20 protein-coding genes are annotated in these 16,989 nt (G+C 62.7%); 3 read left to right on the forward strand and 17 right to left on the reverse strand.

The window, feature by feature from the left end; translation table 11 throughout:
- Positions 1–20 precede the first annotated feature (20 nt).
- The 11 genes from era to folK all read right to left on the reverse strand — a co-directional run bounded on the left by era (position 21) and on the right by folK (position 9,901).
- The gene (gene era, locus ACSSVY_RS02815; protein WP_454267923.1) at positions 21–926 is read right to left on the reverse strand and encodes a GTPase Era; all 906 of its coding nucleotides are present in this window, start codon (positions 924–926) and stop codon (positions 21–23) included.
- A 254-nt stretch (positions 927–1,180) separates the two neighbouring features.
- Entirely contained in the window at positions 1,181–1,864 is a 684-nt protein-coding gene (gene rnc, locus ACSSVY_RS02820; protein ID WP_454267924.1) for a ribonuclease III, read from the reverse strand.
- Entirely contained in the window at positions 1,861–2,691 is an 831-nt protein-coding gene (gene lepB, locus ACSSVY_RS02825; protein WP_454267926.1) for a signal peptidase I, read from the reverse strand. Before lepB ends, rnc begins: the two co-directional genes overlap by 4 nt.
- Positions 2,692–2,744: 53 nt before the next feature.
- On the reverse strand, positions 2,745–3,155 hold the full coding sequence (gene acpS, locus ACSSVY_RS02830; protein WP_454267927.1) for a holo-ACP synthase: 411 nt from the start codon (positions 3,153–3,155) through the stop codon (positions 2,745–2,747).
- Positions 3,152–4,618: an alpha/beta hydrolase gene (locus ACSSVY_RS02835; RefSeq protein ID WP_454267928.1), complete on the reverse strand. Its 1,467-nt coding sequence runs from the start codon at positions 4,616–4,618 to the stop codon at positions 3,152–3,154. Before ACSSVY_RS02835 ends, acpS begins: the two co-directional genes overlap by 4 nt.
- A gap of 10 nt (positions 4,619–4,628) precedes the next feature.
- Positions 4,629–5,243, reverse strand: a complete 615-nt coding sequence (locus tag ACSSVY_RS02840) for a LysE family translocator (RefSeq protein WP_454267929.1) — start codon at positions 5,241–5,243, stop codon at positions 4,629–4,631.
- Entirely contained in the window at positions 5,236–5,988 is a 753-nt protein-coding gene (locus ACSSVY_RS02845) for a pyridoxine 5'-phosphate synthase (RefSeq protein WP_454267931.1), read from the reverse strand. The genes ACSSVY_RS02840 and ACSSVY_RS02845 overlap by 8 nt, the downstream gene beginning before the upstream one ends.
- A 39-nt stretch (positions 5,989–6,027) precedes the next feature.
- On the reverse strand, positions 6,028–6,708 hold the full coding sequence (locus ACSSVY_RS02850) for a DUF2062 domain-containing protein (protein ID WP_454267933.1): 681 nt from the start codon (positions 6,706–6,708) through the stop codon (positions 6,028–6,030).
- A gap of 25 nt (positions 6,709–6,733) precedes the next feature.
- A complete protein-coding gene (locus tag ACSSVY_RS02855; RefSeq protein ID WP_454267934.1) occupies positions 6,734–8,860 on the reverse strand; it encodes a RelA/SpoT family protein in 2,127 nt (708 codons plus the stop codon).
- A 41-nt stretch (positions 8,861–8,901) separates the two neighbouring features.
- On the reverse strand, positions 8,902–9,255 hold the full coding sequence (gene rpoZ, locus ACSSVY_RS02860; RefSeq protein ID WP_296629767.1) for a DNA-directed RNA polymerase subunit omega: 354 nt from the start codon (positions 9,253–9,255) through the stop codon (positions 8,902–8,904).
- 79 nt (positions 9,256–9,334) lie between these two features.
- Positions 9,335–9,901: a 2-amino-4-hydroxy-6-hydroxymethyldihydropteridine diphosphokinase gene (gene folK / locus ACSSVY_RS02865; RefSeq protein WP_454267936.1), complete on the reverse strand. Its 567-nt coding sequence runs from the start codon at positions 9,899–9,901 to the stop codon at positions 9,335–9,337.
- 144 nt (positions 9,902–10,045) lie between these two features.
- Here folK and ACSSVY_RS02870 point away from each other — a divergent pair, with 144 nt between their 5' ends.
- Together ACSSVY_RS02870 and ACSSVY_RS02875 are read left to right on the forward strand one after the other, a co-directional pair.
- Entirely contained in the window at positions 10,046–10,618 is a 573-nt protein-coding gene (locus tag ACSSVY_RS02870; protein WP_009815714.1) for a LabA-like NYN domain-containing protein, read from the forward strand.
- 42 nt (positions 10,619–10,660) lie between these two features.
- A complete protein-coding gene (locus ACSSVY_RS02875) occupies positions 10,661–11,113 on the forward strand; it encodes a YqaA family protein (protein WP_454267937.1) in 453 nt (150 codons plus the stop codon).
- 55 nt (positions 11,114–11,168) lie between these two features.
- On the opposite strand, the gene ACSSVY_RS02880 is transcribed toward ACSSVY_RS02875, so the two are convergent.
- The 3 genes from ACSSVY_RS02880 to ACSSVY_RS02890 all read right to left on the reverse strand — a co-directional run bounded on the left by ACSSVY_RS02880 (position 11,169) and on the right by ACSSVY_RS02890 (position 14,049).
- A complete protein-coding gene (locus ACSSVY_RS02880) occupies positions 11,169–12,131 on the reverse strand; it encodes an SLAC1 anion channel family protein (RefSeq protein ID WP_454267938.1) in 963 nt (320 codons plus the stop codon).
- Between the two features lie 5 nt (positions 12,132–12,136).
- A complete protein-coding gene (locus ACSSVY_RS02885; RefSeq protein ID WP_454267939.1) occupies positions 12,137–12,835 on the reverse strand; it encodes a fumarylacetoacetate hydrolase family protein in 699 nt (232 codons plus the stop codon).
- Positions 12,836–12,906: 71 nt separating this feature from the next.
- Positions 12,907–14,049 carry an alpha-D-ribose 1-methylphosphonate 5-triphosphate diphosphatase gene (locus tag ACSSVY_RS02890; RefSeq protein ID WP_454267940.1) on the reverse strand — a complete coding sequence of 381 codons (1,143 nt, stop codon included), beginning with the start codon at positions 14,047–14,049 and terminating at the stop codon, positions 12,907–12,909.
- Positions 14,050–14,099: 50 nt separating this feature from the next.
- On the opposite strand from ACSSVY_RS02890, the gene ACSSVY_RS02895 reads away from it, so the two are divergent.
- Positions 14,100–14,786 (forward strand): DUF1045 domain-containing protein, encoded by a 687-nt coding sequence (locus ACSSVY_RS02895; RefSeq protein ID WP_454267942.1) that lies wholly within the window; start codon positions 14,100–14,102, stop codon positions 14,784–14,786.
- On the opposite strand, the gene phnN is transcribed toward ACSSVY_RS02895, so the two are convergent.
- The 3 genes from phnN to ACSSVY_RS02910 are packed head-to-tail and all read right to left on the reverse strand — an operon-like array spanning position 14,768 to position 16,969.
- Positions 14,768–15,316, reverse strand: coding sequence for a phosphonate metabolism protein/1,5-bisphosphokinase (PRPP-forming) PhnN (phnN, locus tag ACSSVY_RS02900; RefSeq protein WP_454267944.1), 549 nt, complete (start codon positions 15,314–15,316; stop codon positions 14,768–14,770). The two genes, ACSSVY_RS02895 and phnN, sit on opposite strands and share 19 nt — an antisense overlap.
- Positions 15,313–15,996 carry a phosphonate C-P lyase system protein PhnL gene (gene phnL, locus ACSSVY_RS02905; protein ID WP_454267945.1) on the reverse strand — a complete coding sequence of 228 codons (684 nt, stop codon included), beginning with the start codon at positions 15,994–15,996 and terminating at the stop codon, positions 15,313–15,315. Before phnL ends, phnN begins: the two co-directional genes overlap by 4 nt.
- A 16-nt stretch (positions 15,997–16,012) precedes the next feature.
- On the reverse strand, positions 16,013–16,969 hold the full coding sequence (locus ACSSVY_RS02910; protein WP_454267946.1) for a magnesium transporter CorA family protein: 957 nt from the start codon (positions 16,967–16,969) through the stop codon (positions 16,013–16,015).
- Positions 16,970–16,989 lie beyond the last annotated feature (20 nt).

Consider the following 16,989-nt stretch of genomic DNA (forward strand, 5'->3'; position numbering starts at 1 on the left):
ATAAAACCAAGCACATGGACCTAGTTTCCGTCCTTGAAATCCAGCCCCATTTCAGAATAGCGCTCGGATTCTTCCTGCCAGTTTTCCCGCACCTTGACTTGTAGGAAGAGGTGAATGCGGCGGCCAAGGAATTCTTCCAACTCCTCGCGTGCCGCCTTGGAGACAGCCTTGATCGTCTCGCCCTTGTTGCCCAGAACGATGCCCTTGTGCCCGTCGCGCATCACATAGACCACCTGATCAATCCGGGCGGACCCATCTTTGCGCTCTTCCCAGTGGTCGGTCTCGACGGTCAATTGATAGGGCAATTCCTGATGCAGCCGCAGCGTCAGCTTTTCGCGCGTCATCTCGGCGGCGATCATCCGCATCGGCAGATCGGCGATCTGATCCTCAGGGTAGAGCCATGGCCCCTCGGGCACTTCGCCCGCCAGCCAATGCCGCAAGTCCTCAACCCCATGGCCCTTTTCTGCCGAGATCAGAAAGGTTTTCACGAAGGGCAGCCGCTCGTTCATATCCTTGGTCAGCGCCAGCAAAACCTGCGCCTGCACCCGGTCGATCTTGTTGATGGCCAGCGCCACCTTGCGGCCCTTGGCAATGCCGCTCAGCCCTTCCAAGATGCGCTCCACCCCTTCGGTCACGCCGCGATGCGCCTCGATCAGAAGGATCACCACATCGGCATCCGCAGCCCCGCCCCAAGCGGCCGCAACCATCGCGCGGTCCAGCCTGCGGCGCGGCTGAAAGAGACCGGGCGTGTCCACGAACACCAACTGGCTCTGCCCCTCCATCGCCACACCCCGGATGCGCGCGCGCGTGGTCTGTACCTTGTGGGTGACGATGCTGACCTTGGCCCCCACCATGCGGTTCAGCAGGGTGGATTTGCCCGCGTTGGGCTCTCCGATCAGGGCAATAAATCCGGCGCGCGTGGTCATGGGATGGGTCTCGACTGTTGTGATTGACAGGCTCTAGCCGATTTGCCGCGCCACGACCAGAGCCGAGCGTCAGTTCCCACAGCCAAAGGGAACAAAGGTGTGGCTACAGCCTCATTCATGACCATCAGGTGAGGGCGTCGGCAAACGTGTCATCTTGGGTGTTTGGGAGCAGGTTCCGCGCTGTGCGACACGTCCCCAGATGATCTAGGCACGGTCTTTCGGCGGATGCCGAGATCGCAGCCCCGCGCAGGGTCTCAATCGGTCTGCAGCCGGGCCAAGAGCGCCTTGGCTGCCGTTTGCTCTGCTTGCCGCTTGGAGCCAGCCGTCGCCTCGGCGCTTTCACCGCTCTTCAACTGAGCAGAAATGGTGAAAACCGGCGCGTGATCCGGTCCCTTGCGGCGCAGTTCAACGTAGTCGGGCGGCGGAAGCCCCCGCGCCTGCGCCCATTCCTGAAGCGCTGTCTTGGCGTCGCGCGCGTCATCCTTGACCTCGCCGATCCGCGCGCCCCAGAGCCGGAGAACAACCGCGCGCGCCGCGTCAAATCCGGCGTCGAGATAGATCGCGGCAATCACCGCCTCCATGGCATCACCCAAGAGTGCCTCTTTGCGCCGCCCGCCAGAAAGCATTTCGGAGCGCCCGAGCTTGAGCACCGCGCCAAGATCGATCTCGCGCGCGACATCGGCGCAGGCCTCCTTGCGCACCAGCGCATTGAAGCGCGGCGCAAGTTGCCCTTCGGTCGCGCCTTTGTCCTGCGACAGCAGCGCCTCGGACATCACCAGCCCAAGCACGCGGTCGCCCAAAAACTCCAGCCTCTGATTGTCATCACGGTTGGGCGTGACCATCGACGAATGGGTCAGCGCCCGAATGAGAAGTTCAGTCGCAGTGAACTCATGCCCAAGCCGCGCCTGAAACGCCCTTATCTCGGCCGAAAGCTTCAATCCAACCTCTTGAAGAAGCGGTCGCTGCGCCATGTCCAAAATGCCAACATGGAACTACCTGCCGACGAGAACACCACCCGATTGGCCCGCCCGATCAGGTTCTCGAAGGGAACAAAGCCCACGCCGCCAACCGCCTGCGGAAAGCGTGAATCCGTGGAATTGTCGCGGTTGTCGCCCATGAAGAAGTAATGCCCGGCCGGAACGGTAAAGACGCCCGTGTTATCCGCCCGCTGATCGCCGATATTGAGGATCGCATGCGATCGGCCATTTGGCAGGGTCTCGATCTGGCGCGATTTGATGCAATCGGCCCCTTCCCCCACCACGCCATTCTCGCAGCGCGGACGGATGCCCATTGGCCCTTGGCGTGCGAATTCTTCAACGAAATCACCGGCCGGTTCCAGCCCGACGGCGGCCTCGTTGATATGCAGCACGCCATCCTTCATTTGAATGCGATCCCCTGGCAGGCCAATGACCCGCTTGATGAAATCGGTGCCATCAGTCGGTTGCCGGAAGACGATGATATCGCCGCGCTCCGGCTCTGAGCCAAAAATCCGGGTGTTGTCGCCGTCGATGAAGCCGCAGATCTTTTGAGCGTCGATATCCAGCCCCGCGAAGCGGATCGAGGGGCACGAGGCGTAGGAATAGCCATAGGCCATCTTGTTCACAAAGAGGAAGTCACCGATCAGCAGCGTGTCCTTCATAGACCCTGAAGGAATCCAGAACGGCTGAAAGAAGAGCGTGCGAAACAGCCCTGCGATCACAAGGGCCCAGAACACCGTCTTGACGGTTTCCCAGATAGAGCTCGATGTTTTGCCTTCGGCGGCCATTTGGCGTCCTCCGCTACCTCACCGGCGCTACATGCGGGGCCGGGGCGGAGGTGTCAAGCAGACCGTTCAACGGGCCGTGCCTCTATCACCACAAAGGCCTGCGCCCAAGGGTGATCATCGGTCAGCGTCACATGGATGATCGCTTCATGTCCCGGCGGTGTCATCTCGGCCAGACGTGTCGCGGCCCAGCCCGAAACCTGCATCACCGGCTGGCCCGTGGGCAGGTTGGTGACCGCCATATCCTTCCACGCGATGCCCATGCGCAGTCCGGTGCCAAGCGCCTTGGAACAGGCTTCCTTGGCTGCCCACCGCTTGGCATAGGTGCCTGCCACATCGGCGCGGCGCTCGGCCTTGGCCTGTTCGACATCGGTAAAGACCCGGTTGCGAAATCGGTCACCAAACCGCTCGAGCGTGCGCGCGATCCGCTCGATATTCGCCAGATCCGTGCCAATCCCCAAGATCATCCCGTCACCCCCGGTGCAAAGAGCGGAAAACTTACGCCAAGCGCCCATGCGAGGATGAGACCAAGAGCCAGACCTGCGCTCATCGCCCCCGCCCGTGCCGCCACCCTACGACCCATCAGCCCGAATATCAGGAAAAAGAGGAGAATCACCGGCGCAATCATCGCAAGGAAGAACAACCGCTCGGTGTCGAGCAGGATGGCCAGACCCAGCGAGGCCAGAAATCCCCCCCGCGCCACCAGCCTCTGCCAGAGCGGCGCGCCGCGCGTCAAAACCGCATCCGCCAGCATGAACGGGAGCGCCCCAAGGCTCAGCGCTGCGATGATTGTCAACCGCTCAGGCGTGGGCCAGAAATTCGCCCCATAACGATCGAGCGCCACGCCAAAGACGCCAAGGCCCCAGACCAGCAGCGCCAGCACCGCGACCAGACGAAACCCGATGGGACGCCGCCCCAAGTGCCACATCAAAGCCAACTGAATCACCCCGTAGAGCGCCAGATGGAGCGCCAGATAATCCGCCACCAAGACCGGCAAGAGCCGGGTTTCCACCTGCACCGCCAAAAGCGGCGCAAGCAGCGCAGGCACCAAGAGAACAAGTGTGAATTGCCCCCCGCGCAAGGCCCCCGGCGCGGGCGGCGCGCTCTGCGGCAAGAGCCGCGCCAGTGGTGCCGCGAGCGCCACAATCGCAGCCATCAGCGCCAGAAACCACGGCCCCGTCGCCCGCACCGCGACATCGCTCGCGCGCCCATAGGCGGCATCAAGCCAGTCAATCGCCTCGGCCCGGCCCACACGGCTATGCAGCACCGCCACATGCTCAGCCCATGGTGCCACCACCGCGCGGCGCGTGACGGCCTCTGCCTGCACAGTCTCACCCTCGCCCGCGCCGGGTGTGACCATCGCCACCGCCTCGCGGGCAAAGCCGCGCAATCCCACCTCCCACGCGCCGCTGATCAGCAAGAGGTTATCCGGCGCGGTGGCCGTCACCGCCTGAGAGAACGCGGATATCGCCACCACCGGCCCAACCCGGTCCTCCTCAAGCGCGGTGCGGATGATGATATCGGTCGCCATGGAATGTCCCAAGAGCGCGACCTTGCCTGGGTAGCCCTCTTGTGTCACCGCCGCCGCGACCACGCGTTGCGTCTGCTCGATCAGCAGCCGCGTCGTGCCGTCGATGCGCGTCACATCGCCCGACATCGGCACGCCGTTGCGCCCATGCCCTTCGAAATCAAACGCCCAGACTCGGTATCCCGCCCGCGCCAGGTCAAGGCTATAGGCCTGCATCATCTGGCGCGACCCGGCAAAGCCATGCGCCACGACAACCACCGGCCCGTCAGCGCCGGGCTGCGCATAACGCGTAACCGGCGTTTCCGATACGGTTAAAGGGGATAATGCCAAACCTCGGCGTTGCTCCTCCAACTGCCAGATCGCAATGAACGCCAAGCATAGAACGGCAATGACGCGAAACATCAGCCCAGCCTCATTGAGAGGCCGACGACCGAAGCAGGGAAACCCCTGCCGCACCAAGCAACAAGCCGACCGTCGCATCAATCCAGCGGCGCGCGCGCAGGTAGCCCCGCATCATCACCCCGGTTGAAAAGAACGTGACCCAAACAACGTAATTGATCAAACCGATCAAACCACAGAGCAGCATCAGCGGCAGAAACTCCTGTCCACTGCCCCCAAGCCCAAGTGACAGCGTCGCCATCCAGGCAAAGACCGCCTTGGGGTTCGAAAGGTTCAGCATCAGCCCGGACCAGAACAGACGGCTTGGCGCGGCGCGTTCAGCCAGCGTGCTGTTTCCAATCCGCGCGGCCCGCAGGGATTGCAGGGCCAACCATAAAAGATAGCCCGCCCCCAGAATTTTGAGGACGCTCAACGCCCATCCGCTAGATTGCAGGACCGCGCCGAGCCCCATCGCGGCCAGCACCCCCCAGGAAAAGAGACCAAGTCCCAGACCAAGCGCAAACCGCATACCCTTGGCCCGCCCCGCCGTCATGGCCACACTCGCCGCCGCCAGATTAGCTGGACCGGGAGAGGCCGCAATGACGGTAAAGGCAAGCGCGGCGGAGAGAAATCCCAGCGGCTCAGACATTGCGCGCCTCGTCCATCAGTCGCCGCATTTCCGCAATCGCCGGTTGCAGCCCGCGAAAAATCGCCTCGCCAATCAGGAAATGCCCGATGTTGAGCTCCATCACCTCGGGAAAGGCTGCGACCGGCTTCACGGTTTCATAGTTCAAACCATGCCCCGCATGCACCTCCAGCCCCAGCGATTGGGCATAGGCCGACATTTCGCGCAGCCCCTCCAACTCACGGTCGCGGACGTCAAAATGTCCCTCGGCATGGGCGTCGCAATAGGCGCCGGTGTGCAATTCGATCACCTCGGCCCCGATCCGGTGCGCGGCTTCGATCTGGCGTTTATCGGCAGCGATGAAAATAGACACCCGGCAACCTGCCGCACGCAATGGTGCTAAGTAATGCGCCAGCCGGTTTTCCTCGCGTGCCACTTCCAGGCCGCCTTCGGTCGTGCGCTCCTCGCGCTTTTCCGGTACGATGCACACCGCATGTGGCTTATGCCGCAAGGCGATACGCTGCATCTCTTCAGTCGCTGCCATCTCAAAGTTGAGCGGCACCGTCAGCACTTCCATCAACCCATCAATGTCTGCGTCCGAGATGTGTCGCCGGTCCTCGCGCAGATGCGCGGTGATGCCATCCGCCCCGGCCTCTTCGGCCAATTTCGCGGCGCGCAAGGGATCAGGATAGGTCCCGCCGCGTGCATTGCGCACTGTGGCCACATGGTCAATATTGACGCCAAGGCGTAGCTTCTTTCCTGCCGACATCGGCCTCTCCCGTGATTGATCCGCGACTCGAGGCGTAACCTAGTCCGGTTTTCGCGCCTCGTCAGCCTTGTGCGCCTGTTTTTCCTTGGCGATTTTTTTTTCCTTCATCGCTGTCCATTTTGCCTTTAGGACACCCTTGCGCCGGTGCTGATAGGCGGTGATCACAGGCAGGCTGATGTAATAGGCCGCAAGTGCCGTCACGATTCCCGGCACGATGCCCCCCACCAAATATGGCAAGAACACCTCGTCATAGAATACTTTCAGGTTATGCCAATCTGCTGTGTGATCCATGAATATGGCAAGAAAGTTGTTCTTGAGGTCATCACCTGCATCGAGAAACTTGCCCCCAAGCGAGCGGCTGATTTCATCCTCTGCCAGCGTGCTGCGACCAAGGATCGCGTGCCCCGTCTGAAGCGAAATCACCCCAATCGGCACATAGGTCAGCGGATTGCCAAAGAAGGTGCCCAACAAGGCCGCTGGGATATTGCCGCGTAGAATGAGGGCAATCGTGCCCGCGACAATGAAGTGCAGACCGTAAAACGGTGTGAATGTGGTGAAAACTCCGGCAAAGATCCCGCGAGCGATACGGTCGGGTGGATCAGGCAGGCGGTGCAGCCGGTGTTTGACATAGGTAAATGCGCGCGCCCACCCGCCTTTGGGCCAGAAAAAATCGGCGATCACTTTCCACAAGGGGCGTCTGTCACGACGTTTGAAAACCACTTGTGCGGCTCCTAGGGTTAATTGCTCAGCCCGCCCCTACACGGGACGGATCACGATAGCGCTCTACTGCGGCGACATCGCTTTCCGCATCTAGCGCCGAGAGCACGCCGTGCAAATGCTCGGCATCGCGCAACTCGACATCAATCAATAGACGATAGAAATCCGGTTTCCGGTCAACGAATGTCAGATCCGAGATATTGGCCTTCTGCTCGCCGATCAAGGTGCAAATCCGCCCCAGCACCCCGGCGTCATTTCCGATCGTGAGGTCAAGTGTCACGTCATAGGCCGCCGGATGCGTACCGGTGTGCCAATGCAGGTCCATCCAACGATCCGGCTGTTGGTCATATTGCGACAGGGTCTCGCAGTCGATTGCGTGGATGACGACGCCGCGCCCGCGATAGGTGATGCCGACAATCCGCTCGCCCGGCAAAGGCTGGCAACAGCGCGCCCGCTCAAAGCTCTGATCCGCCTTTAGGCCGATCACCGCGCGGTCACGCGTCACCTCATTCCCCGCCTCAGGCACCAGATCCGGATAAACGGCGTTCAGCACCTGATGCGCCGTCAATTCGGCGCTGCCCAATCGCGCGCGCACCTCATCGGCGTTTTTCAGGCGCAGCGTGCGCGCGGCGGCTTCGAGCGCCTTGTCGGTTGCCTTTTTGCCGACATGCTCAAAGGCCGAGCGCGCCAATTCCCGCCCGAGTTTGATATAGCGGTCGCGGTCCAACTCGCGCAAGGCGCGGCGGATGGCGGCGCGCGCCTTGCCGGTGGTAGCAATATCGAGCCAGGTGGCTTGCGGCGTCTGCCCGTCGGCGGTAATCACCTCGACCGACTGACCGTTCTTGACGCGCGTCCAGAGCGGCACGCGCATACCGTCCACCTTTGCCCCAACGCAAGCATGGCCGATCCGCGTGTGAATGGCATAGGCAAAATCAATCGGTGTCGCGCCCCGTGGGAGCTTGATCACATCGCCTTTGGGCGTGAAACAAAACACCTGATCCGCATACATCTCGAGCTTGACTGCTTCCAGAAAATCCTCGTGATCTTCTTCGGCGTCGAACTGTTCGCTGACGGAGGAAATCCACTTGGCGGGATCGACGGCAAAGGGGTTCTCGGAGCGCACCCCGTCGCGATAAGACCAATGCGCGGCCACGCCCGTTTCGGCCACGTCGTGCATTGCCTGCGTGCGAATCTGCACCTCGACCCGTTTGCCATCCCGACCCGACACGGTGGTGTGAATGCTGCGGTAGCCATTGGATTTCGGTTGGCTGATATAATCCTTGAACCGCCCCGGCACGGCGCGCCAGCGTTGGTGGATCGCCCCCAGAGCGCGGTAACAGTCATTCTCGGACCGGGTGATCACGCGAAAGCCGTAGATATCCGACAGGCGTGAAAAGCCCATCTCCTTTTCCTGCATCTTGCGCCAGATCGAATAGGGTTTCTTGGCACGGCCAAAGACATCGGCCATGATTCCGGCCTTGTCCAACTCGTGCCGCATATCGCTGGTGATCCGCTCGACTACGTCTCCGGTTTCGCGTTGCAAGGTGATGAACCGGCGGATGATGCTGGCCCGCGCCTCGGGGTTGAGCACCCGAAAGGCCAGATCCTCCAGCTCCTCGCGCATCCACTGCATACCCATGCGGCCCGCCAGCGGCCCATAGATATCCATGGTCTCGCGCGCCTTCTGCGCTTGTTTTTCCGGGCGCATGGCCTTGATTGTGCGCATGTTGTGCAGGCGGTCGGCGAGTTTGACCAGAATGACCCGCAAATCTTTGGACATCGCCATGAAGAGTTTGCGGAAATTCTCGGCCTGTTTGGTCTCGGAGCTGCTGAGTTGCAGATTGGTCAGCTTGGTGACGCCATCCACCAAATCGGCCACTTCACGACCAAACTTGTCTGCGACAATCTGATAGGACGCTTTGGTGTCCTCGATCGTGTCATGCAATAGAGCGGTGATGATCGTCGCATCATCCAGCCGTTGCTCGGTCAGGATCGCAGCCACGGCAACAGGATGGGTGAAGTAGGGCTCGCCCGAGTGGCGAAATTGCCCCTCATGCATCGCGCGGCCAAAATCATAGGCCGCGCGAATGAGCGCCTCGTCTGTGCGGGGATTGTAATGGCGCACCAGCGTGATCAGGTCGTCGACGGCGATCATCTGCTATGCGCCTTGGCTGAGCGGGCAAAGAGGGTCGAGGCTCAGCCCTGACCCTGTGCTTCCATCAGGGCGCGCAGCAGCTTTTCTTCCGACATGTCGTCGGTGTCGGGCTTGTCCACGTCGCCACCCATCAACAGGGCCATGGAATCCTCTTCGGGTTCATCCACCTCGATCTGGGTCTGATTCGATTCGATCAGGCGCTCTCGCAGGTCGTCCGCCGACTGGGTTTCCTCGGCAATTTCGCGCAGCGCCACGACCGGGTTCTTGTCGTTGTCACGATCCACCGTCAGCGGCGATCCCGCTGTAATTTCGCGGGCGCGGTGTGCAGCAAGCATCACCAGATCAAAACGGTTCGGAACCTTGTCAACGCAATCTTCTGTGGTAACGCGGGCCATACGACCTCCGGAAGGGTTAGGGGCAGATTTTAAGAAGCCTTGTATTTAGGCTGTCAAGCCGGGATTTACAAGCAGAGAATCAAAGCACTTTCACCTCATCCCGCTGGGCTTGCGGCAGGTCGTCCAACATCTGCCGTACCGTGCGCCCCAAGACCGGATGCACCCAATCCGGGGCCACATCCGCCAACGGCACCAGCACAAACGCGCGCTCTTGAACGCGCGGATGTGGCAGGATCAGATGGTCGGGTGCTCGCGCTTGCTGCACCTCAAGCGAGAGACCGCGCCACGCCTCGAATCCCGCCCGGTCCGGCAGGATTTGCGGTCCGATGGCGATCAGATCAAGGTCGAGCGTACGCTGTCCCCACCGGGTGGCCCGTCTCCGCCCAAACGCCGCCTCGACCCGGTGCAAGAGGGCCAGCGCGGCCTCTGCGGGGCCGGGGTAGCGAAGAACTGCTGCCGCATTGACGAAATCCGGCCCCGCCCCCGCAGGAAAGGCAGGGGTGCGAAAATAGCGGCTGACCGCGAGGATTTCAGCCCCGTTCTCGCGCAAGAGCGCAAGCGCGTCCGACAGGGTAACGTCGGGGCTCATCTCGCCGAACGGCAAGTTTCCACCCATGGCGATCAAGCAGTGTTGATCTAACGTCATCAGACTCATATCCTTTCTGAACGTAACATGCACTTGCATGCAGAATTCGAAACCCCTAATTCATCGAGTTACTTGTTCTGCCTTCATCACTCACACCACTCACCACTCCTAGGCATGACATGACCATTCGGAAGGACATTTAAGATGTTTTACAAGGACGAGCGTTTGGCCTTGTTCATTGATGGTTCAAACCTTTACGCGGCTGGCAAGGCGCTTGGGTTCGACATTGATTACAAGTTGCTGAGATCCGAGTTCATGCGTCGCGGCAAATTGCTGCGCGCCTTTTACTACACCGCCCTGCTTGAGAATGACGAGTATTCGCCAATCCGGCCTTTGGTCGATTGGTTGCATTACAACGGCTATTCTATGGTCACCAAACCGGCCAAGGAATATACCGACAGCCAAGGACGCCGCAAGGTCAAGGGCAATATGGATATCGAACTGACCGTGGACGCGATGGAACTCGCGCCGCGCGTCGATCATATCGTGCTCTTCTCGGGCGATGGCGATTTTCGCCCTCTCGTCGAGAGCCTTCAGCGTCAGGGCGTGCGCGTCTCGGTCGTGTCGACCATCCGAAGCCAACCGCCGATGATCTCGGATGAATTGCGCCGTCAGGCGGATAATTTCATCGAATTGGCGGATCTCAAGGATGTCATCGGCCGCCCGCCGCGTGATGTTCCGAGTGACCGACAAGAGGCCTATGCCGAACAGGAGTAATCTCCCGGGCTGGCCTTTCAGTACCGCCCGGACCTGTCGCGCATGAGCGTGATGGATTCGGGCGTTTTCGCGCAATTGGCCGGGTTGTTCCTGGCAGCCTTTGGCGCGGCAACCATCCTGCCCTTTCAATCCGAAGTGGTGTTTGTCGGGCTGCAACTTGCTGGTACGGTATCACTCACGTGGCTTGTCGTTGTGGCCAGCATTGGCAACACGCTGGGCGCCGTGGTCAATTATGTCATGGGCAGAGGTATCGAGCGGTTTCGACATCGGCGCTGGTTTCCGGCAAATGACGCTCAGATGGCGCGCGCGCAGGACTGGTACGCGCGATGGGGCGTCTGGACGCTCCTGCTTAGTTGGGCGCCCTTGGGTGATGCTTTTACGGTGGTCGCCGGGGTCATGCGCACACCGATCTGGCTCTTCGTGCCACTCGTCACTCTGGCCAAGACCGGGCGCTATGTCGTGCTCGCGTGGATCACGGCGCAGGGAGCCAGCTGAGCTTTAAGCCGAGGACATGACTGCAGAGGAACGGGTGGGTGCTTGGCTCAGCCGTTCAATCGGGTTGAAAGATCACGCCGGCGCGCAGGGCTTTGAGCGTGCGCCAGAGGAGCGCCGCGATGATCACGCAGAGGGCCGCGAGAAGGGCTAGGCCGATCAGGCGGTGTCCCGGAGAGCCGACTGCGTTTGCATAGCTGAAGCTCGCGATGGTGACGCCTGCCATGGGAAAGCTGAGCGCCCAGAAGGCGAGAGAGAATTGCAACTTCAAGAGCTTGGGGAGTTGCACCGCGACAATGAGCGTGAAGAGATAAGCGCAATTGAGGAGCACGCGGGCAAAGGCATCGACCCCGCCCACCAGTTCCACCCAAGCGAGGAAGCCCACCGCAGGGGGCGCGATCAGGATCACCAGCGAGGGTTGCAAACGCTCGGGCAGGGGATCGTGAAAGATCAGGCGGTTCATCACCAGCGTCAGCAGGACAATCCAGAAGATGAGGCCGACGCTGGTGAAGAACCAGCTTATTTCCGGGTAGCCGAGCGGCACCCCGGCGATGGCCACGATCACATTGCCCACCGCCGGAATGAACCACGCGGGCGAGAGGTGCCCGTGTTGAAAGGCGCGGGCGCTGATCCAGCCGCTGACCACGGCGAGGGTCAGGACCAGTTGCATGGGCACAGCAATCAGCCACATCACATGCGCAATCCCCGGCGCGGGGACCAGCATGACGATGGACATCAGCACCAGCGCGATGGAAATCGCCGGGAAAAAGGCGAGTTTGACCGGGTGTCGCCATTCTGCGGTGACGGCGGCAGGGTGGAGGAGCGCCTTGGCGAGATAGCCAAGCGCCACGGCGGCAAAGACTGCCATGGTCAGCCAATGCGCCGCCGAAGAGGCCACGTGCGTGAGGCCAAGGGAGTTTTCGCCCGCGCGGAGCGCGAGGGTAAAGCCGCAAAGACCCATCACAATGGTAAAGAGTGTGACCGGCACATATTGCAGGCGGCCTTGGGCGGCTTCGGTCATCGGGTCTACTCTGCGGCAGTGATGGTGAGGGTAAGCGGGGCCAGACCGTCGATTTCACCCAAGAGCGTATTGCCGGGCAGCACGGGGCCGACACCTGCGGGCGTGCCAGTATAGATCAGGTCGCCGGGGGCGAGGTGATAAAAGCGCGACAGATGCGCGATGATTTCGGGCACGGACCAGATCATATCGGCCAGCGTCGCCTCTTGCACGGTGCGCCCGTCCACAGAGAGGCGGATGGTTTGGTCCGCGATGGCACCAAACTCGGATTTGGGGGTAAGCGGGGCGATGATCGAAGCGTTTTCGAAATCCTTGCCGATGTCCCAGGGGCGGCGCTTTTCCTTGGCCACGCCTTGCAGGTCGCGGCGGGTGAGGTCGATGCCGCAGGCATAGCCGTAGACCGCATCCATTGCGTCCGCCGTGCTGACGCGAAAGGCGGGGGCGCTGAGGGCCACGACAAATTCCATCTCGTGATGGCAATCCGAGGTTTCGAGCGGGTAGGGGATGCTGGAGCCACTCAGGCAGAGGGTTTGCGGCGCCTTGTTGAAGTAGAAAGGCGCTTCGCGGTCCACCTCATTGCCCATTTCGAGCGCGTGGGCGGCATAGTTGCGCCCGACGCAGAAGATGCGCTGCACCGGATAGCCCTGATCCGTGCCGGTGATCGGCACGAGGTGCGGTTGGGGCAGGGTGAAAAGCGGCTGGGTCATCGGGGCCTCCGGCGCAAGCGATTGAATTCGCGCCTGTTATGCGCCCCGATTTGGCCCTTGTCAAAGCGGGCTCAGGCGACGCGGCGACCCTGCGACCAGACACCGCGCAGCGCCGGGGCATCGCTGCGCAGGCGAAAGCGGATGAGATCGGCGCGGGCGTCAACCGCCAGTTGGCCACGATCCGAGAGGCCCACGGCGCGGGCGGGATTGGCGGTGACGGTGGCAAGCCCGCGCGCCATGTCGCCCCAGCGTGCGCCCAGTTGCACAGCGCCCAAAAGCAGCGCGGAGGGCACGTAATCCGAAGAGAGGATGTCGAGATAGCCCATGTCGGCCAGGTCCCCCGCCGCGACATTGCCGGAATGCGAGCCGCCCCGAATGAGATTGGGCGCCCCCATAATGACGCTGATGGCATGGGCATGGCAGGCGCTTGCGGCCTCAACCGTGGTGGGAAACTCTGCGAGGCAGATGCCGTAGCCTTGCGACACCGCCACCTGTGCCGCGGTGGTGTCATCATGGCTTGCCAGCACCGCACCATAGCGCGCGGCGTGGGCCACGGCGGCGGCCTCGTGGCGATCGCCATGGGCGGCGCGCAGCGCCTTGAGTTGGGCGACATGCTGGTCGAATTCCGCGTCGGTGAGGGCATGTTTGCCCTTCATATACTCCTCGAGTTTCGTGATGTCGCGGAACTGGCGCTGACCGGGCGTGTGGTCCATCAGGCTGACGATGCCGACGCGGTCGTCGGGGCCGAATTGCTCCATCTCCTCTTCCAGCGTTTCCGAGCAGACCTCGGCGCGAAGATGCAGGAAGTGGCTGATCTTGAGCGCATCCTCGGCGCGCAGGCTGAGGAGTTCGTTGGCGAGGCCACGCGCATATTTGCTGTAGCGCCCGACGCCGGTGGGGATGGAGCCCACGCGCATCGCGTCAAAGACGGTGGTGATGCCAACGCTGGCCAGTTCCGCATCATGGGCGAGGATGGCGGCATTGTGTGGCCAATCCACCTTGGGGCGGGGTTGGATGTGGCGCTCCAGATTGTCGGTGTGCAGCTCGATCAGACCGGGGGCGAGGTAATCGCCGCCGCAATCCACCGCACCGGGCTGCAGGGCTGCGCCGCTGTCGATGGCGGCGATCTTACCGCCCCGGAGACGCAGCGCGCCGCGGATCACCTCGGTCGGCAGAACGAGGAGGGCATTGGCGAGAATGATGTCTTCTGTCATTGGGATGTCACGCTTTCTTGGCACGTCACGGCAACCCGACGAGAGAGATCATGGATTTTCACCGCTACGCTGTTTATGTCACGCCCCCCGAGGGGGAATTTGCCGCCCTTGGCGCGGCGTGGTTGGGATGGGACGCCGCGCAGGGCTGTACCGTGGCGCATCCAGAGGTGCCGGGCCTGCCGGCACCGGTGGCCGAGATCACCGAGACCCCGCGCAAGTACGGGCTGCATGCGACGATCAAGCCGCCGTTTGCTCTGGCCGAGGGACAAAGGGAGGCGTCGTTGATCGCGGCCTTCGAGCGGTTTTGCGCAGGCGAGGCGGCGGTCACGCTGGAGGGGTTGGAGATTGCGGCGCTTGGCCGGTTTCTGGCGCTGGTGCCGGTGGGGGATCAGGGCGCTTTGAGCGGCTTGGCCGCGCGGGCCGTGGCGGCGTTCGAGCCGTGGCGCGCGCCCTTGAGCGAGGCGCAAGTGGCGCGGCGACGGGCGGGGGGTCTGAGCCCCGCGCAAGACGCGCTGTTGCTGCGCTGGGGTTATCCCTATGTGATGGAGGAATTCCGGTTTCACATCACGCTCACGGGCAAGCGGCCCAAGGGGGAATTGCCGGGGATCAAGGCGGCGCTGGAGGGGCTGATCGGCGGGCATCTGCCGCGCCCCTATGTGATCGACGCGCTGTCGCTGATGGGCGAGGATGGGGCGGGGCGGTTTCATCTGATCCACCGTCAGACCCTCACCGCATAGATGGATTTGAGCGCCGACTTGGTCAGCCGGGGCAGGGGCGCGTCGGTGTCGAGGGTCACGACCGGGCCGACCCCCTCGGGCAGGGCAAGATCCGCGCCGGTCAGCCGTTCGGTGATGTCCTGCGGGGTTTCGCGCCCGCGCGCGTCAAGGCGGGCGGCCAGCACCTGCGGCGTGGCGGTCAGGTGCAGGATCAAGAACGGCTTGAACCGCGCCTGAGCCTCGGGCAGGACGCCGCGCGAGAGGTTCACGAGCAGGTCGCGCCCCGCCGCCAGATCAAGGCAGATGCCCACGGGAATACCGTAGCGCAGGCCATGCGCGCGCCAGTGGAGCGCAAAGCCGCCCTCCTTGAGGCGGGCGTCGAATTCGGTCTCGCTCACCGCTTCATGGCCTTCGCCCTCGGGGTCGGGGGGGCGGGTGATGACACGGCGCACGCGGCGCAGGCCGGGGCGCTCTGCGATCATGGCGCGCATCAGCGTGTCCTTGCCCACACCCGAAGGGCCGACCACGGCGATGAGGCGGCCGCGCGTCATGCCGCGCGCGCCGGGGTGAAGGCGGTCACATCCACCTCTCGGTCGCAGACGCGGGCGCGCGCGGCCTCGTCGTGGAAAATGCCGACGATGGCCGCGCCGCGCGCCTTGGCTTCTTCGATGAGGGTCAGCACCACCTCGCGGTTGGTGGCGTCAAGGCTGGCGGTGGGTTCATCGAGCAAGAGGGCTGGAAAGTCATGGGCAAAGCCGCGCGCGATATTGACGCGCTGCTGCTCGCCGCCCGAAAAGGTAGTGGGGCTGAGCGACCAGAGCCGTTCGGGGATGTTGAGGCGCGCAAGCAGCGCCTCGGCGCGGGCCAAGGCCGCCTCGCGCGGGGTGCCAAGGATCAAGAGCGGTTCGGCCACCACGTCGCGGGTGGGCACGCGCGGCACGACGCGCAGGAACTGGCTGACATAGCCCAGAGTGTGACGGCGGAGTTGGATGATCTCGCGCGGGGCGGCGCGGGCGACATCGGTGTCACCCACCAGAATGCGGCCCGCATTGGCGCGGTAATTGCCATAGATCATCCGCATGAGGGTGGATTTGCCCGCGCCGGAAGAGCCGGTCAGAGCCACGCAGTCGCCGGGGGCCACGTGCAGATGCGCGCCGGCCATCACCGGAATGACCGCGCCGCCCTGATTGTGCAGGGTAAAGCTCTTGCTCAGGCCGTCGATCTCGATCATTGCGGGTCTCCCATGTTCATAACCAGCCGCGGCGGCGGAAAATCCAGAGCGGCACCAGCGCCGACAGCGCCATGAGCCCAAGCGCCATCGGATAGCCGAAGGGCCAGGACAGTTCCGGCATGACCTCGAAATTCATGCCGTAGATGGAGGCCACCAGCGTGGGCGGCAGAAAGGCCACCGCCGCCACTGAGAAAATCTTGATGATGGCGTTTTGTTCGATGGTGATGAGGCCCAGGGCCGCATCGAGCATGAAGCCAGTTTTCTGTTGCAGATAGCCTGCCTGTTCGGTGATCGCGCGCACGTCGCGATATTGCGATTTGAGCGCGCCGCGCAGGGCCTTGGCGCTGCGTCGCGCCTCGATCACTGGCATGAGAAAGCCAAGCAGGCGCTCGAGCGTCATCAGGCTCTCGCGGATTTGCATGACGCGCCCGTCGGCCTGACCGATGTCGCGCAGCGCGGTGCGGTAAGCGGCGGTATTGAGGGGCTTGTCGCCAAAGATGCGCTTGGACAGCGCGTCGATATCGCGGCCGGTCTGTTCGATGATATCGGCCAGCCGGTCGATGATTTCCTCGATCAGGCCAATCAGCACCGCCTCTGTACTGGCGCAGCCGTATGAGGATTTTCCGGCCTTGTCGGGATAGGTGGTAAAGGGGCGCGGGCTATGGTGGCGGAGCGTCACCAGCCGGTCGGTCATGAGCACAAAAGACACCGGGCCGACAATGGTTTCGCCTGCGTCGTTGCGCGCGGGCAGCAGGGCGGTCATCACCGGCACACCCTCTTCGAGATAGAGGCGCGAGGATTGCTCGATCTCCTCCTGATCCTCGCGGCTGGGCAGGGCGATGCCGAGACGCCCGGACATCTGCGCCAGGTCTTGCGCATCCGGAGAGAGCATGTCGATCCAGAGCACGGGGGCGTCGCCCAAGTCTGGCACCTTGCGCAATCCGGTCTGGTCCTTGGCGTAATAGGTGATCATCGCGCGTATCCTTTCCTGCG

The sequence above is a fragment of the Roseovarius sp. MBR-51 genome (assembly GCF_053628575.1).

What these genes read in the sequence shown, in the direction of transcription:
- era (WP_454267923.1), bottom strand. Translation starts at nt 926, where the DNA reads ATGACCACGCGCGCCGGATTTATTGCCCTGATCGGAGAGCCCAACGCG.
- lepB (WP_454267926.1), bottom strand. Translation starts at nt 2,691, where the DNA reads ATGGCCGCCGAAGGCAAAACATCGAGCTCTATCTGGGAAACCGTCAAG.
- acpS (WP_454267927.1), bottom strand. Translation starts at nt 3,155, where the DNA reads ATGATCTTGGGGATTGGCACGGATCTGGCGAATATCGAGCGGATCGCG.
- ACSSVY_RS02835 (WP_454267928.1), bottom strand. Translation starts at nt 4,618, where the DNA reads ATGTTTCGCGTCATTGCCGTTCTATGCTTGGCGTTCATTGCGATCTGG.
- ACSSVY_RS02840 (WP_454267929.1), bottom strand. Translation starts at nt 5,243, where the DNA reads ATGTCTGAGCCGCTGGGATTTCTCTCCGCCGCGCTTGCCTTTACCGTC.
- ACSSVY_RS02845 (WP_454267931.1), bottom strand. Translation starts at nt 5,988, where the DNA reads ATGTCGGCAGGAAAGAAGCTACGCCTTGGCGTCAATATTGACCATGTG.
- ACSSVY_RS02855 (WP_454267934.1), bottom strand. Translation starts at nt 8,860, where the DNA reads ATGATCGCCGTCGACGACCTGATCACGCTGGTGCGCCATTACAATCCC.
- rpoZ (WP_296629767.1), bottom strand. Translation starts at nt 9,255, where the DNA reads ATGGCCCGCGTTACCACAGAAGATTGCGTTGACAAGGTTCCGAACCGT.
- folK (WP_454267936.1), bottom strand. Translation starts at nt 9,901, where the DNA reads ATGACGTTAGATCAACACTGCTTGATCGCCATGGGTGGAAACTTGCCG.
- ACSSVY_RS02870 (WP_009815714.1), top strand. Translation starts at nt 10,046, where the DNA reads ATGTTTTACAAGGACGAGCGTTTGGCCTTGTTCATTGATGGTTCAAAC.
- ACSSVY_RS02875 (WP_454267937.1), top strand. Translation starts at nt 10,661, where the DNA reads ATGAGCGTGATGGATTCGGGCGTTTTCGCGCAATTGGCCGGGTTGTTC.
- ACSSVY_RS02880 (WP_454267938.1), bottom strand. Translation starts at nt 12,131, where the DNA reads ATGACCGAAGCCGCCCAAGGCCGCCTGCAATATGTGCCGGTCACACTC.
- ACSSVY_RS02885 (WP_454267939.1), bottom strand. Translation starts at nt 12,835, where the DNA reads ATGACCCAGCCGCTTTTCACCCTGCCCCAACCGCACCTCGTGCCGATC.
- ACSSVY_RS02890 (WP_454267940.1), bottom strand. Translation starts at nt 14,049, where the DNA reads ATGACAGAAGACATCATTCTCGCCAATGCCCTCCTCGTTCTGCCGACC.
- ACSSVY_RS02895 (WP_454267942.1), top strand. Translation starts at nt 14,100, where the DNA reads ATGGATTTTCACCGCTACGCTGTTTATGTCACGCCCCCCGAGGGGGAA.
- phnN (WP_454267944.1), bottom strand. Translation starts at nt 15,316, where the DNA reads ATGACGCGCGGCCGCCTCATCGCCGTGGTCGGCCCTTCGGGTGTGGGC.
- phnL (WP_454267945.1), bottom strand. Translation starts at nt 15,996, where the DNA reads ATGATCGAGATCGACGGCCTGAGCAAGAGCTTTACCCTGCACAATCAG.
- ACSSVY_RS02910 (WP_454267946.1), bottom strand. Translation starts at nt 16,969, where the DNA reads ATGATCACCTATTACGCCAAGGACCAGACCGGATTGCGCAAGGTGCCA.